Annotated in this window: 10 protein-coding genes and 2 pseudogenes; 7 read left to right on the top strand and 5 right to left on the bottom strand. The window is 43.0% G+C overall.

Annotated features, from left to right (window positions below):
* Positions 1 to 48 precede the first annotated feature (48 nt).
* Together IEY67_RS24855 and IEY67_RS24850 are read right to left on the bottom strand one after the other, a co-directional pair.
* On the bottom strand, positions 49 to 906 hold the full coding sequence (locus IEY67_RS24855; protein ID WP_183672539.1) for an aldo/keto reductase: 858 nt from the start codon (positions 904 to 906) through the stop codon (positions 49 to 51).
* A 53-nt stretch (positions 907 to 959) separates the two neighbouring features.
* Positions 960 to 2,048, bottom strand: coding sequence for an MBL fold metallo-hydrolase (locus tag IEY67_RS24850; protein ID WP_308425764.1), 1,089 nt, complete (start codon positions 2,046 to 2,048; stop codon positions 960 to 962).
* A 155-nt stretch (positions 2,049 to 2,203) separates the two neighbouring features.
* Here IEY67_RS24850 and IEY67_RS24845 point away from each other — a divergent pair, with 155 nt between their 5' ends.
* Complete coding sequence (locus IEY67_RS24845; protein ID WP_183672538.1) at positions 2,204 to 2,710, top strand: hypothetical protein; 507 nt, start codon at positions 2,204 to 2,206, stop codon at positions 2,708 to 2,710.
* Positions 2,711 to 2,713: 3 nt separating this feature from the next.
* Here the strand turns inward: IEY67_RS24845 and IEY67_RS24840 are convergent, their stop codons facing one another.
* Entirely contained in the window at positions 2,714 to 3,613 is a 900-nt protein-coding gene (locus IEY67_RS24840) for a helix-turn-helix domain-containing protein (RefSeq protein WP_183672537.1), read from the bottom strand.
* 170 nt (positions 3,614 to 3,783) lie between these two features.
* Between IEY67_RS24840 and IEY67_RS25480 the strand changes: the two are divergent.
* The 4 genes and pseudogenes from IEY67_RS25480 to IEY67_RS24825 form a co-directional block, all read left to right on the top strand.
* Positions 3,784 to 4,573: pseudogene (locus IEY67_RS25480) on the top strand (4Fe-4S binding protein); the annotation flags it as partial.
* Positions 4,574 to 4,701: 128 nt separating this feature from the next.
* A pseudogene (locus tag IEY67_RS25475) lies at positions 4,702 to 5,331 on the top strand (4Fe-4S dicluster domain-containing protein); the annotation flags it as partial.
* 30 nt (positions 5,332 to 5,361) lie between these two features.
* Positions 5,362 to 6,768: an aldo/keto reductase gene (locus tag IEY67_RS24830; protein ID WP_183672535.1), complete on the top strand. Its 1,407-nt coding sequence runs from the start codon at positions 5,362 to 5,364 to the stop codon at positions 6,766 to 6,768.
* Between the two features lie 98 nt (positions 6,769 to 6,866).
* Positions 6,867 to 7,481, top strand: a complete 615-nt coding sequence (locus IEY67_RS24825) for a flavodoxin family protein (protein WP_183672534.1) — start codon at positions 6,867 to 6,869, stop codon at positions 7,479 to 7,481.
* A gap of 16 nt (positions 7,482 to 7,497) precedes the next feature.
* Here IEY67_RS24825 and IEY67_RS24820 read toward each other — a convergent pair whose 3' ends face one another.
* Positions 7,498 to 11,547, bottom strand: a complete 4,050-nt coding sequence (locus IEY67_RS24820) for a hybrid sensor histidine kinase/response regulator transcription factor (protein ID WP_183672533.1) — start codon at positions 11,545 to 11,547, stop codon at positions 7,498 to 7,500.
* Positions 11,548 to 11,698: 151 nt separating this feature from the next.
* Here IEY67_RS24820 and IEY67_RS24815 point away from each other — a divergent pair, with 151 nt between their 5' ends.
* Complete coding sequence (locus IEY67_RS24815; protein ID WP_183672532.1) at positions 11,699 to 14,113, top strand: TonB-dependent receptor domain-containing protein; 2,415 nt, start codon at positions 11,699 to 11,701, stop codon at positions 14,111 to 14,113.
* Positions 14,114 to 14,249: 136 nt separating this feature from the next.
* Complete coding sequence (locus IEY67_RS24810) at positions 14,250 to 14,816, top strand: sugar O-acetyltransferase (RefSeq protein WP_122373332.1); 567 nt, start codon at positions 14,250 to 14,252, stop codon at positions 14,814 to 14,816.
* 624 nt (positions 14,817 to 15,440) lie between these two features.
* On the opposite strand, the gene IEY67_RS24805 is transcribed toward IEY67_RS24810, so the two are convergent.
* Complete coding sequence (locus tag IEY67_RS24805; protein WP_183672531.1) at positions 15,441 to 16,475, bottom strand: alcohol dehydrogenase; 1,035 nt, start codon at positions 16,473 to 16,475, stop codon at positions 15,441 to 15,443.
* Between the last annotated feature and the right edge of the window lie 63 nt (positions 16,476 to 16,538).

The raw sequence follows: 16,538 nt of genomic DNA, 5'->3' as shown, positions 1-16,538 counted from the left end.
CTCTGTTAGCAAAGTTAATACTTTATTTGTTTGCTTTGCTGACACAGTTTAAATTACAGCCTCCTTTTTTACCATATTAATCATCCATTTTACGATTTCCGGATCAGTATGAGAAAGAAACAGACTCTTTTTTTGGTCAAGCGTGGTAATAGCCTGCATATCTTCTTCTGATAAGGAGAAATCAAACACATCCATATTCTCGATCATACGTTCTTTATGCGTCGATTTCGGAATAACGATCACATCCCGTTGAATCAGATAACGTAAAGCAACCTGTGCAACCGACTTTCCATACTTTTCACCGATTGTTTTCAATAGTTCGTTAGTAAAAAAGTTATTTTTACCCTCTGCAAATGGCCCCCATGACATAACCCGTGTTCCATATTCCTCCATGATCCTCTGGGGTTCTATTTGCTGATTGAAGACATGTGTTTCTACCTGATTGACAGCCGGTTTTATCTCACAGCACTCCGCCAGATCGACAAGACGGTCGGGATAAAAGTTACTCACTCCGATAGCACGTGCCTTTCCTGCCTTATAAGCCTCTTCCATCGCACGGTAAGTACCGTAATAATCACCAAAAGGTTGGTGTATCAGGAGTAGATCGACATAATCACTCTGCAGTTTACGCAAAGACTCAGCGATAGATGCTTTTGCCTTTTCATATCCGGCATTGGAGATCCAAACCTTGGTTGTAATAAACAATTCATTCCGTGGAATACCACTTTTACTGATTGCATTCCCTACACCTTCTTCATTAAAATAGGCTTGTGCCGTGTCGACAGAACGATAACCTACGCTCAAAGCATCCAATACACAACGTTCACATTCTTCAGGTGTCACCTGATAAACTCCATAACCTAAAATTGGCATTTCAATGCCATTATTCAATTTTACTGTTTTCATAATCTCTTTAATTATCAATTATTTTCATCTGAGACAAAGCTACTAAATTATATCTACTTATTATCCAAATTCATCACCTGTCCGATCACCGGAACGATCAATTCCAAAGAGTTTTCTTTTACCATCTCAATTTCGTTTTTCAACGGTTCGTCCCAACGGTGTCTGGCTAATGCGTATTTGGAATGATGGACAGTCACGACCTTACGGGCTTTCAAATCTTTGGCTGCCTGCCCCAAATACTGAGGCATCGTATGGATATTACGCCATCCCTCATTGTACTGTCCGTTTTCCAGAATAGCCAGATCGATATCCGGATACTGTTTGCCTATTTCTTCAAAATGAGTATCGTAACCGCTATCCCCTCCCATATAGATTTTATACGAAGGAGTTTCCAGAAGGAAAGAAGCCCACAAAGTCTTATTCGATGTCAGTCCGCGGCCGGAGAAATGACGGGCTGGCAGGCAACGGACCGTAAAGTTTTCGTCCGGCAACGCACTTTCGTACCAGTCCAGTTCAATAATATTCCCTTTATCGAATCCCCAATATTCAAAATGTTCACCCACACCCAAAGGGCAGATTACTTTACGGATGCGATCTTTCAGCCGGATTACCGTCTGATAATCCAAATGATCCCAATGGTCATGGCTAATAACCAGATAATCGATATCCGGCATATCTTCCGGTTTATATATATCCGTTCCTTTAAAAGGCTTATTGACAAAGGAAACCGGAGAAGCCATACAGAACACCGGATCGACTAAAATTCGTTTACCGGATAATTGAAGCAGATAGGAAGAATGGCCGAACCAGACCATTACATTCGAATCGTCCCCCAAGTTTTTCAGATCAGATTTGATCGCCGGAACCGGGACATCCGGATTCAGTCCGTCAGGTCTGGAGATCAGGAAATCCCACATGCTGCGCAAACGTCCTTTATCGGAAGTCATTAACGTCGTCGGATGTATATTCTGAAACTCTCCGTTTTTATAATGGGGAGAATGTTCTATTTTTTCCAGTCGTTCCCCTTGCGGCAGACGTCCGAAAGCCGGTTGATTGATAAAAGCAACCACTGCCACTCCCAAAACGATCACTATACCTATTATAAGTCCTGCTACCATATACCATCTATTTTTTATTTTCATATCAAATCCTTTTATATAAAACAAAAGTACATCCCTTTTATCAGAAGTCTGGTAGATAGATTACTGATATTTTTACCTTTATCACTGTTCTTATTTGTTGATTTTCGCTTATCTTTGTTAAATATTAAACCTTGAATCAAATTAAATAAGAAATCATGAAAGAATTTGAAGCAGCACTAGTCAGCGAAGGAAAGAGTGAAAGAATACCGGAAGAGTTCAATTTCTTCGGTAAAGTGATCGGTGAATGGGATCTTGACTGGAACGACCACCTCAACACACCTACTCCCAGACGCGTAAAAGGAGAATGGATCTTTTCATGGGTACTCGACGGAATGGCAGTACAAGATGTCTTTATTGTTCCGTCGCGAACAGAAAGATTGATTGATATCCAACCGGATGCAGCTTACGGGACTACTCTCAGGTTATTTAACCAGGAAAAATGTCTTTGGGAAATCTTCTACGGATGTCCGGAAGAATGTGCCCGGCTGGAAGCCCGGAAAGAAGGGGACGAAATTGTCCTGACGGAGATAACTTCGCAAGGTATGAAATGGATATTCTCTGATATTACAGACAATTCTTTCACCTGGCGAAGTACCGCCATCAACGAAGACGGGGAATGGATCACTTTAGCAAAAGTTTTCGCAACCCGTAAAAAGAAATAAAACTTAATTCTGCATCCGATACTCATTCGGAGAAGTTCCCACACACTTTTTAAACAAACGGGTAAAGTGCTGCGGATACTTAAAGCCTAATTCATAAGCGATCTCACTGATGGAACGGCTGGTATCGAGCACTTTCTCTTTTGCCATATCGATAAGATATAGCTGGATATGCTCCTGCGCAGATTTACCCGTTTCCTTTTTTATCAGATCACCCAGATAATTTGCCGAAAGATGTAACTGGTCGGCACAATACTGAACGGATGGCAGCCCGATATCCTGCGGTTTATCCGACTGGAAATAGTCGTTCATGATCTTCTCGAACTTAGCCAGTGTATCCTTATTTGCTTCTTCGCGGGTAATAAACTGACGGTCGTAAAAACGGACGCAATAGTTCAATAGCAGTTCGATATTCGAAACGATCAGCATTTTACTATGCTTATCTATTCCATGATGTAGTTCCAGTTCTATATTTTTCAGGCAATCGATTACTATCTGCCGTTCCTGTTCCGAAAGATGAAGTGCCTCATACACTTCATAAGAAAAGAAACGGTAATTCTTAATGTTACGACCGAGAGAAGTACCACGGATCAAATCGGGATGGAAAAGCAGCGCCCATCCTTTCGGCTGGATATATTCTCCTTTCCGGGCAACACCTACCACTTGTCCGGGAGCAGTGAAAACCATCGTTCCCTCCTGATAGTCATAATAATTACGCCCGTATTGCAGGTCACCGCATTTCACATCTTTCAAAAAGACTGAGTAAAAGCCATATCTCAAACGTGCACTTTCTACCTGTACCTCACATTTTGAAAAGTCGACAATACTGATCAGCGGATGCAATGTTTCCAGCCCCATCCGGTCATTATACTGATAAATGTGATCCATTTCTCTAATTTCCATCATATGCTTTCTGTTTTGTTTTCACAAAGTTAGATCTTTTTTGCGTCATTTTTTCATCTGTTAAAGCAAATCAGTAATAATGGTAGATATACCTGTAATATGTGTAATCGTTAACGGGAAAAACAAGAATAATTTTGCATCAGTAATAATCAACAAAATATTCAGAGACGTATATGTTAAGAAAAATCAGACTAACTGCTGCCGTCATTTTCTTTACCCTGATCACCTTGTTGTTCCTTGATTTCACGGGGACAATACATCAGTGGTTCGGTTGGATGGCGAAGATACAATTCCTTCCGGCATTGCTGGCGGTGAATATAGGAATAGTGATAGGGCTTGTTGTCCTGACATTACTGTTCGGACGGATCTACTGTTCGGTTATTTGTCCGCTGGGAGTATTTCAGGATGTTGTTTCATGGATAGCCGGAAAACAAAAGAAGAACCGTTTTTCGTATTCCCCGGCGGTTAGCTGGTTACGTTATGGGATACTTGCTATGTTTATACTTGCGATGATTGGAGGTTTCGGTTCGCTTTTGGCTTTGCTGGCTCCATACAGTGCCTATGGGCGGATCGCCTCCAATCTGTTCGCTCCTTTCTATCAATGGGCAAACAATGGACTCGCCTATCTCGCTGAACGGATGGATAGCTATGCCTTTTATACGGTAGATGTTTGGATGAAAGGAATAGCCACTTTCAGCATAGCCATCATAACATTTATCGTACTGGCTATATTAGCGTGGCGTAACGGACGAACCTACTGCAATACCATTTGTCCGGTAGGAACCATCCTCGGCTTCCTTGCCCGGTATTCTTACTTCAAACCGGTTATCGATACCGAAAAATGTAACGGTTGCGGATTATGTGCCCGGAATTGTAAGGCTGCATGCATCGATACCAAAGAACACCGGATCGATTACAGCCGTTGCGTGGCTTGTATGGATTGCATCGGGAAATGTCGCCGGAATGCCCTGAAATATGTACCGGGACAATCGCTGCCTAAGAAACAGGTTGAAACAACCACTTCGCCATCGGCTTCGGCATCAGTATTGCCATCGGCATCGGCTCCAGCCACAGAAAAATCCGCCGCTTCACGCCGTCACTTTTTATCGGCCGCCACCCTGTTTGCCGTATCAGCCACATTGAAGGCACAAGTCAAACCCGAAAAGAATGTAGATGGCGGTTTAGCTCCGATAGAAGACAAACAAAAGCCGGAACGCCTCACTCCTATCACTCCTCCCGGATCATTAAGCGCACGAAACTTTACCGGACATTGTACTGCCTGCCAATTATGTGTATCCGTCTGTACCAACCAGGTACTGCGTCCGTCCAGTAACCTTATGACCCTGATGCAACCGGAAATGTCCTATGAACTTGGGTATTGCCGACCGGAATGTACCAAATGTGCGGACGTGTGTCCTACCAGCGCCATACAGCCGATCAGTGTAGCCGACAAATCTGCCATTCAGATCGGACATGCCGTATGGATCAAAGACCTTTGCGTAGTCAATACCGACGGTGTCGATTGCGGCAACTGTGCCCGTCATTGTCCGACAGCTGCTATACAGATGGTTCCCAAAGATCCCGAAGCACCCGACTCACCGAAAATACCGGTTATCAATACCGAACGTTGTATCGGTTGCGGAGCCTGCGAACATCTTTGTCCCTCCCGCCCACTGAGTGCCATCTATGTGGAAGGACACGAAATGCACCGGACCATTTAATATACCCGAAAATCATCAAAACAAAGCATCATGGAAGAAAAGAATAAAAAGAATATAGACCGACGGAGATTCCTGAAAGTCTTAGGCGGAAGCACACTGGCATCGACAGCCTCACTTTATAGTTGCAAACCGGACAAAAACGCATCCTTCCGGGGAAACGGTTCCGGTGATATTCCTGCCGAAATGACCTATCGCACCACGCCCACGACAGGCGATAAAGTATCCTTGTTAGGATATGGCTGTATGCGTTGGCCGACAGTTTCCAACAGCAGTGCAAGAGACAGTAGTGATGAGATCGACCAGGAAATGGTCAACCGCCTGGTCGACTATGCCATCGCACATGGTATCAACTATTTCGACACATCGCCTGCATATTGTAAAGGACGTTCGGAGCATGCCACAGGTATCGCTCTCAGCCGTTATCCGCGCGATACCTATTATATTGCCACCAAATTATCCAACTTCGCGCCCCAGACATGGAGCCGTGAAAACTCGATGGCTATGTATCGTAACTCTATGAAAGAGCTGCAAGTCGACTATATCGACTATTACCTGTTGCACGGTATCGGTATGGGGAATGGTATGGAAGATTTCGAAGGACGTTATATAAACAACGGTATGCTCGATTTTCTGCTTGAAGAACGAAAGGCAGGCCGTATCCGCAACCTGGGTTTCTCTTATCATGGAGATATCAAAGTATTCGACTACCTCCTCTCCCGTCAGGACGAGATCAAGTGGGACTTTGTCCAGATACAGCTCAACTATGTTGACTGGAAACATGCGAAAGAGGTCAACACCCGGAATACCGATGCTGAATATCTATACGGCGAATTACAGAAACGGAACATCCCCGCCATCATCATGGAGCCGTTACTGGGAGGCCGTCTCTCGAACGTACACGACCATATTGCAGCGAAACTGAAACAGCGTAGTCCCGATTCGAGTGTCGCATCATGGGCTTTCCGTTTCGCCGGAACATTCTCGGGGGTATTGACAGTGTTAAGCGGAATGACTTATATGGAACACCTGCAGGATAATCTCCGCACCTATTCCCCACTGGAACCGCTGACGGATATCGATCTGGCTTTTCTGGAAGAGACTGCCGTACAAATGCTACGTTATCCAACCATCCCTTGCAATGATTGTAAATATTGTATGCCTTGTCCGTATGGTTTGGATATTCCGGAGATCCTCTTGCATTATAATCGTTGTATCAATGCCGGAAATATTCCGGAAAGCCGGCAGGATGAAAATTATGCGAAAGCGCGTCGTGCTTTCCTGGTCGGATACGACCGTAGTGTTCCCCGGTTACGTCAGGCCAATCATTGTGTCGGCTGCAACCAGTGTAATCCTTATTGTCCGCAGAACATCGATATTCCGAAAGAGTTATTACGTATAGATAAATATACGGAACAGTTGAAACAAAACTTATTATAGCAGCCGGATATATGAGCTAAAAAGAAAAACAATTTGAACGAATAAAGAACAGGGCATTGTCTTAAAACTGCTACTTTTGTCCAATAAAGACTATATATATGAAAGTGTTACTTATTAATGGAAGCCCCCGGAAAGAGGGAAATACATTTCTGGCTTTGTCTGAAGTGGCAACAGCTTTGGAACAGAATGGCGTCGAAACCCATATCATCCAACTCAGCAATAAAGCCGTACAAGGTTGCATTGCCTGTAACAAGTGCAACGAATTGGGAAGATGCGTTTTCAAAGATAAACTGTATGAAGAGATACGTGAAAATCTTCAGGATATAGATGGATTGATAGTAGGTTCTCCCGTATATTATGCCGGGCCTAACGGTTCGCTTTGTGCCATCCTCGACAGAGTCTTTTATTCCTGTTCGGATATGCTTGCGTACAAACCGGCAGCCGCAATTGCAGTCTGCCGACGTGGTGGAGCCAGTGCTACAATCGACCGGCTGAACAAATATTTTACGATCAACAACATGCCTGTCGTCTCTTCACAATACTGGAACATCGTACATGGTCGCATGCCCGGCGAGGCTGCACAGGATGCCGAAGGTTTACAAATCATGCGGACACTCGGTAAGAATATGGCCTGGTTACTGAAAAACATAAAAGCCGGGGCACAGCCATTGCCGGAAACTGAAGAGCGGCAAATAACGAACTTTATCAGATAATATAAAGTCTTGGTATCTATTGAGAATTTATTGTCCCCGACTGTTGTTTTCTATACTCCGTCGGGGTACAATTATATTTCTTTGAGAATGCCCGATAAAAAGTGGAGCGGTTGGTGAAGCCGGATTGAAAGACTATTTCATCGATGGTCAGTTTTGTTTTTATAAGCAAATCGGCAGCTTTCAGTAACCGACAGCTATTGATCAGTTCAGCTAGAGTAATCTCTTCAATCTCTTCCAGCTTACGGTAAAAGGTACGAAGACCTATGTTCATTTTCTCAGCGATCAATTGCGCAGACAGGTCTTTGTTCCTTAGGTTTTTATTAATGATCTTCAATATATCATTGACGAATTTCTTATGCTCTTTATGGGATAGCTTTCCATTCTCTAACGTGTATGAACTCAATGGAGACGAGAAATATTCACGGAGACTTTCTTTTCTCTCCAACAGGCGTTGTACGGAAGATTTCAGGAAATCCACATTAAACGGCTTGGTTATATAAAGTTCTGCTCCGGCATTCAGCCCCGCAGTCTGCCCTTCAATATCCTGTCGAGCCGATAACAGGATAAAAGGGATATGAGCAGTTGTTTCATCCTCTTTTACCTGCCGCGAGAAAGTCAGGCCATCTGTTCCCGGCATAATCACGTCACAAATGATAAGGTCGGGGTGTATATCTTTTAATATTTCAGAGGCCTCAATGGGACCTGCAGCTGTCAATACATTATAATCGTCCCTGAATATATCGAAGATAAGCCAGCGGATTTCTATTTCATCATCCACGACAAGCAGTGTCGGTTTCGATGTGTCGATAGGACTTTCAGGGATTTGCCAGACAGGTGTACGTTCCGGATTATAATCAGGCAACAATACAGCTGTCTCTTCGTTTGATCCGGCAAGAGAAGCTTCGAGGTAAGGCAGTTTGATCCTGAAATGTGTCCATTCATCCGGGATACTCTCTACTTCAATCGTTCCGCCGAGCAAATGTACCATATTGTAAGAGATTGCCAGACCTAACCCGTTACGTGACCAGAATGAAGTATTGTCACTTTGTTCAATGTTCTGCAGAATGCGGTATCTGTCAAACAGAGTAGGAATATCTTTTGCTGCTATCCCCTTTCCGGTATTGGAGACGGTGATATATAAATTATTGGAATCGGTTCCGATCCTGACAATTACTTTCTTCTCGTTTTCCGCGTATTTGAATGCATTGGATAAAAGATTGAGAAGGATGGTGACAATAAAATCCTTGTCGGAATTCCATTGAATAAAAAGGGATATCTCTTTTTCAAGTCTTACAGCATGCGACTCCGCCATATCGGTGAATGAATCCACCAGTTTATTGGCTAAAGCAGTTATATCGACAGGTATTATCACAGGTTTCTTATAACCCGACTCGATCCGGTTGAATTCGATCAGATCCTGTATCAGCGAATTCAGCCTCTCGGCATTCTGCTTAATGATGGAAGTGTATTTCCGGGCGGGTTCACTCAAGTTCTTCTGATCCATCAAACGGTTGCAAGGGCCATAGATAAGCGTTAACGGCGTACAGAACTCATGGGATATATTTGTGAAGAACTGGAGCTTGGACTCGTATATTTCCTCTTTATGTTTCTGTTCCATCTTCTGCAGACGATCCGCTTTTTTCTTTCTATTGTAAACAATCCATATCCGAGTGACAAGCCCTGTCACAACCAATAATAGTAAAAAATAAATGCATCGGGCCCAGGATGAAGCATACCACGGAGGTAAAACTTCGATATTTAGTTTATAGATATAACTTTCTTTTCCCAGTACTTTATTATAATACTTTATATACAATGTATAATTCCCCGGATGAAGATCAGCGAAAGTGATTATATCGGAACTTCCGTTGGAAATCCATTCCTTTTCACCGCTATCCAACTTATAATAATAGGAATAACCATTACCGTTCAGATAGTCGGTCGCAGAGAAAGAGAGCGTAAAGAAATTCTCGTCATGCGAGAGTTTCAGAATCGTCTTTTTTCCTTTCTGCGACATAAATTCCTCAACAGGATACTGCCTATCCCGTATAGTGATCGTCCTGAAATAGACTGGCGGCATATAGTGTTGCCCTTCATCATAATAATTGCGACGGATAGTAACAAAGCCATTGGTTCCCCCGAAGAAAAGCGTCCCGTCATTTTCGTTTTTGAAAGAGGAACCTTCATTAAATTCAAGTATCGAAAGACCGTCATGATGATCGTAAGTGCGGAACAATTCCTGATCTGTATTATACAAGATTAGTCCCCGGTTAGTACTTAACCAATAACCGGCAATGGTATCAGGAAGAATACTATAAATACTGTTGGTTGGGTATTTATTGATCTCATTCAATAATTTATAATCGTCCGGGCCATATTTTACCAACCCGTAATTGGTTCCGACCAGGTAATTTCCGTGATAATCTTTCTGTATAACATTGGTTTCATTGATCGTATTTCCATCAAAACGGACATTTTCCCAGGTAGATGTTGCGATATTCAGCCGGAAGAAGCCTTCTCCCTTATTCATGCACCATAAAATAGAATCGTTTTCCGGATAGATATATTGAAAACGATTGGTAAACTCGTCATCTTCACGGACAGTGAATTGTTTTACAACCGTTACCACAGGATGGCTGTTCCGCCATTCAAGTGTTGCCTGTATAATCCCCATGCCAAGCGTAGATATCCACAATAGGGAATCTCGTTCATATATATCGGATATAAATTCTACATTTCTATTCCCACACAACACAGGAACAGGAATGATACGTTTTTTTTTCCGGTTAAAATAGCTGAGTCCGTGTTCACTACCGATCCAGAGGTTATCCTGTCGACTGGATGAAAAAGAAAGGATCGTATTATCCCGTAACCCACTATTTGAAGTAGAGATCAATTCCATACGGTGATCTTCTACCTTTTTATCCGGTTGGAAATCAAAGACACGAAGAATGCCGTCTCCCCGGCTACCCAACCATAAAGTATTCTCTTTGTCTACGAACAAAGCATTTACAGGTTGCCGTAATTTTAACGGAAGATCATTCAGGTGAACAGACCGGATGGAATACAGGTCTTCCGAACAGGTAAATACACCGTGTCCAGAAGTTCCTACCCAAATCATATCCTGATAATTATCCTTACGCAGACAGTTGATTCCACCGGTAATCTCCAATGTATCGAAATGATAACCATATTCACCTTTCCTAAGCAAGGATAATCCTTTCGTCTTAAAGCCGATGAAATAGTCGTCATGGAATTTCAGAAGGGATGTGATGTCGTCTTTTCCGGCAAGATAATCCTTTAAAGGATATACGGGAAAAGCTTTACGACTGGATGTATCGAATTCATACAACGTATATGTGTTATCCACGAAATACGAGATGTTATCTTCGTTCGCACAATAGACGATACCGACGGGATGCTTATAACCGGGCAAAGGGAAAAGGTTCGCATTACCTTGCTCGTCTATCTGAATGGAAAAACAAATGTTGTCGCCGTTCTTCCGGAATATCCACAATCGATCGGAGTCATCGATAAAGAAATCGGCTATATCGTTTGCTGCCAGATCAGGAATGAACTTTTGCTCAAATTGTTCCTGATCCTTAAGTGTATAATAAATACTATTGTTACCCTGTATCAGGAAGATATTTCCCCGGCTGTCTTTATCGAGAAAAGCTATCCGGTTAAACATATCGAACGACCGGGTGACAGATGTTTTCAAGTCAATCTTATATAATCCGTGATAAGTCTGAAGCCAGACCTTCCCACCGGTCTGCTCTATCTTCTCAATCCGGCTACCGGCAAAATATTTCTCGCCGTCCCTGGGGCTGTACTTTATAATACGTTTTCCATCATAGATATCTACCCCACGGCTCGTACCTATCCACATAAATCCTTTTTCGTCCTGATAGAATGAAAAGATGTTGCTACTGGAAAGGTTTTCCGCGTTATTTATTTTCCGCAGGTTGAAACCCTTCACCGACGGAGCGATCAGTAAAAGGGCCGATAAGAAAAGAAAACAATAAAAAGTTCTCTTCCCAATAGCGATATCGAAGAATGAAATCATAGACAAATATAGTCTTATTTCCTGTCTCCGCTATGTCTGACAGTGACAAATATATCTCTCTCCATGACACACCGATCAAATCTCCCATTATCTCTTCTCCGTATAGAAATCACTTGATTAGTTTTGCGACATCAATCATAAACATATCATCATGAAAGGTACTTTAATTCTTATTCTTTTAGTATTCAGCTTCCATTCCGTTATGGCTGTTTCTCCCCGGATAAAAGGGATGATCCGGGATAAAAGCACAGGCAATCCGATCGAATTTGCGGATGTCATAGTATTAAAGAAAGGGGAAACGGCAGCTGTTTCCAGTACGTTATCCGGGACAGACGGGTCTTTCCGGATAACGGATATTAACGACGGGGAATATTCATTATTGGTCAGGTTGATCGGATATGATGTCTATACCCGTGAAACGATTGCGCTTCGCCCCTCCCAGCCCGTATTGGATCTGGGTATTATCGAATTGCAACCACTGGAAGTCGGATTATCCGAAGTCGTAGTGGAAGGTACGAAAAGGCAGATCATCTATAAACTGGATAAAAAGATCATCGATGCCTCCAACAACCTGATGGGAAGCGGCGGTACGGCTGTCGATATTCTTGAAAACACTCCTTCCATACGGGTCGATGTCAATGGTGACGTAACATTCAGAGGGAGTAGCGGCTTTAAAGTATATATCGATGGAAAGCCGAGCTTCTATTCTGGTACACAGGCATTGCAACAGATACCGGCCGGACAGATAGAAAATGTGGAAATCATCACTACCCCATCGGCACGTTATGATACGGATGGTGAAGTCGGCATGATCAACATCGTCACTAAAAAGCATAAACGCCAGGGTATTAACGGTATGGCGAATATGTATGGCAGTACAGCCCTTTCCAATGGAGTCGACTTCCTTATCTCCCAGCAATTGAATAAATTGCAATGGCATTTTGCCGGGCATTGGAACCAACCGATCCGGGAAAGCCACTTCGATCAGCAAAAAACAACTATTGTCGATGATGTAACAACAACATCCATCTCTCATGGTCCCAGAAAAGGGAAGAACTACCATTACGGATTGCGCGGAGGCATCGATTATTCTTTCTCTCCGAAAACATCCGTCAACGCAGAGTTGCAGGTTGTCTACGACAAATTCACCCGTGACGGAAACCTGGACTACACGGAAACCCGCAAAGATGCTACCGGCGAATCCGCCCCGTACAACTTCAACAGCCGCGATGAATTCGATCTGCACTCGACTGTCAATATCGGGAAAGCCGGATTTTCCCATAAGTTCAATGACGATGGACATGCACTTTCCGGCAGTTTCATGTTAGGATATGAAGGAAATCCTATGGAGTATTTCCAAAGCGACCTGTTTGATAAAAGTGACCAACGTCAACAGGGACATCGTGCCTGGGAGGATGAAATACGTTGGACGGTACGCGGTAATGTCGACTATAAATATCCTTACAGCAAGACCGGTCATTTGGAGAGCGGCTATCAGTATCATTCTTACCTGGAAGACGGCGATTACAGTATGCAGTTCTGGAACCCGGAGAAAAAGGAGTTCTACTGGCGCGAAGATATTTACAACACATTCTATTTTCAACGTGGTATCCATTCGGTTTATCTGATAGGCAGCGATAGTTATAAGGCATTCGATGCACAGGTCGGCGTCCGGGGCGAACATACGCACCAGGTATTACGCAGCTCCATAGAAGGTGCAAATCGGAAAGTAAACCGTTTCGAAGTTTTTCCTTCCGTACATATCGGATATACACTTCCCCATGAACAGAAACTGACATTTGCCTATTCGTACCGAACCAACCGTCCGGAACTCTTTTACATGGAGCCATATATCACGTATCGCGATTACTATACAGCCGAGATCGGAAATCCAGACATCCGTCCTGAATATATACATTCCTTTGAACTGAATTACAAAAAGAACTTCGGAGAACAGTTATTACAATCCAGCTTGTTTTACAGGTCGCGAAAAGATAAGATCGAACGCTTGCGTGTCCCGTATCAAGCCGGAGTGACCCTCGACTCTATGGCAAATGTCGGAAACGACCATGCTCTGGGTATCGAATTAAACGGACAGCTAACGATTAACAAATGGTGGAACCTGAATGTAAACGGAAACGTTTACTACTATAAGATAGTGAACGATATTCAATCGGGTGGAAAGAAAGAGACCAGTACGAATTATGATATTACATTAAATAATATGTTCCGTGTATTTAAGAACACTCGCATCCAGTTGGACGGTAACTTCGTAGGTCCGTCGGTTACGACGCAGGGACGGTCGGATGCTTTCTGGTTTGTCAACCTGGCAATCCGTCAGCAACTGTTCAATCCCAACCTGCAATCGACACTTTCTTTCCGGGATATATTCAACTCAGCCCGTTACAGAAGCGATATTACAACAGCAGACCTACAATCCATTACACGCATACGACCGGATTATCCGGTTATAACCTTGTCTATCAGTTATACATTCAATAACTTCAAGAGAGGTTCACAAAACTCACGGGATAACCGGGATCTGTTTGAAGGAACCAATCATTAAAAAAGATCTTAAGGGTGTGCCAAATGTCCGTATAAAACCGTAAAAAGGGTAATCTTTCCCCTGATTTGGGTATAGAACAGGATGTATATTTCTTGTAATTTTGCATTATGAAAATATACATCTAAAAATTAAGCTTATGATACTCAAGGATTTTTTACAAGTTATCCGGACACGGGGGCCACTCAATACACCGGAAATCCATCGTTTCATGGATGAGATGAGCAATGAGGCACGGCGTATCACCTTCGAACTGAACGGTTCCTATCATACCTCCGACGAGGTTCGGGCATTACTTTCGCGATTGTTCGGATACGAAGTCGATCCGACACTGCGTGTATTTCCTCCATTCTATACTGATTTTGGAAAGAATATACAAGTTGGTAAAAATGTTTTTATCAATGCCTGCTGTCACTTTCAGGATCACGGCGGTGTTACGATCGGTGATGATTGTCAAATCGGACACAACGTTGTGTTCGCTACCCTCAATCACGGCCTTACACCGGAAGACCGTAAAACAACCTATCCTGCTCCCATTGTACTTGGCAAAAATGTCTGGATCGGTTCGAATGCCACTATTTTACAAGGCGTAACCATTGGCGACAATGCCATCGTTGCAGCAGGAGCAGTCGTAACAAAAGATGTGGCTGCAAACACGGTAGTTGGCGGTGTTCCGGCAAAGTTCATCCGGAACATAGAAATATAAAACGGAGCATCACATCTTCAAAAATATCTCAACAAAAATTTCCTAAAATAAATCCTTCATTCCTTCATCCTTGATCTAACAAGCTGGTTATTGATATTTTGTACATGAAGGAATTTTGACAACATGAAGGAAACAGATTTATTGGGGGCTGAAATCTTCATATTCCTACCTAAAATTCCTACCTGATAACTTTATATGCCAGGTAGGGAGTAAGGTTAAAATAATAAGCAGTAAGGGTATCTATAATTACTTATTATTATGAGAGTTACTATCTTTTTATTGTTTGTCAATTGTCAAACGCTTATAATACAACTATCGAACAAGCGTTTGACAACTGACAAACAAGCGTTCGACAGATAACAGATAGGGAAAAAGAAAGGACAACCAAGCTAAGCCCCAGTAATCCTAGCACTAAAATAACATTAGCATACAAATAACCTTTCGGTGGATACTCCCTCTTTTTATCGTTTCGGAATCATCATTAGTGAATGAAAAAACGACAATTCAAAAGACATTCCTTCATCCTGACAAACATCCTTCATATATAAAAACAGCATAATCAAATAGTTAATACAATAAGATGAAGGAATGAAGGATTTATCTTGAAAACTTTTTATTGTATCACTAAACCGAAATAGCCACCTTCACAACCCCATCCAAACGATTTTCAAAGACACGATAAGCCTCTTCAATCTCGTTTAACGGAAATTTGTGAGTAATAAGCGGAGTGGTGTCTATCTTACCCTGCTCGATCAATTCGAGAATCTCGGCACAGTCGCAACCGTCCACGCCCCCTGTTTTAAAGGTCAGATTCTTTCCATACATATCTGGTAAAGGAAGAAGCTGGGGTTTATCATAGAGGGCAACAACGGTCACAATCGCATTGGGTCGGGCACAATCCCACGCCAAACGGAAAGTATCTTCGCTACCCGCTACCTCCAGGACTACATCTGCACCGCCGTGATCGCTGTTACGAAGTACGAAATCCTTGCAGTTTTCGGGTTCCGTCACCAGCACATCAGGGTAATGTTCACGGACAAACCGGATTCTTTCAGGGGACTTTTCACAGACAATGATACGTCGTGGCTTCTTCAGCATCACACAAAGCAATGTACAGATACCGGTAGGACCGGCACCAATGATAAGCACTGTATCATCATTGGAAATCTCCGAAATGCGGGCTGCCCAAAAACCTGTGGCCAACACATCACCAACAAATAGAGCTTGCTCGTCGCTAACCGTCTCCGGAATACGGTTTAATCCACTGTCGGCATAAGGAACCCTGACATATTCTGCCTGACCGCCGTCTATACGACATCCTAAAGCCCAACCGCCATTAGGGTCCGTGCAGTTATTGACATACCCATGTTTGCAAAAGAAGCATTCCCCACAGAATGTCTCTACATTTACGGTTACCCTATCCCCCGGTTTGACGGAAATAACATCAGGACCTACCTGCTCCACAATACCGACCATCTCATGCCCCACCGTTATTCCGGGTACGGCACGTGGTACACTACCATGTTTAATATGCAGGTCACTCGTACAGATACTACCCAGCGTCACACGCACGATAGCATCACGTGAATCTTTTATTTCCGGTTCCGCCTTCTCGCGCAGTTCGAATTTACCATGTTCAATATATGTATATGCAAGCATAATCTCTTTCTGTTGATTAATAGATTTTACAAAGATAGCGATTACACGATAATCATATCCTAC

This window comes from Parabacteroides faecis, from assembly GCF_014647375.1.
In the GTDB taxonomy this organism is placed as follows: domain Bacteria; phylum Bacteroidota; class Bacteroidia; order Bacteroidales; family Tannerellaceae; genus Parabacteroides; species Parabacteroides faecis.
Note: the sequence above shows the minus strand (reverse complement) of the source record. Positions and strands in the feature narration are given on the sequence as shown.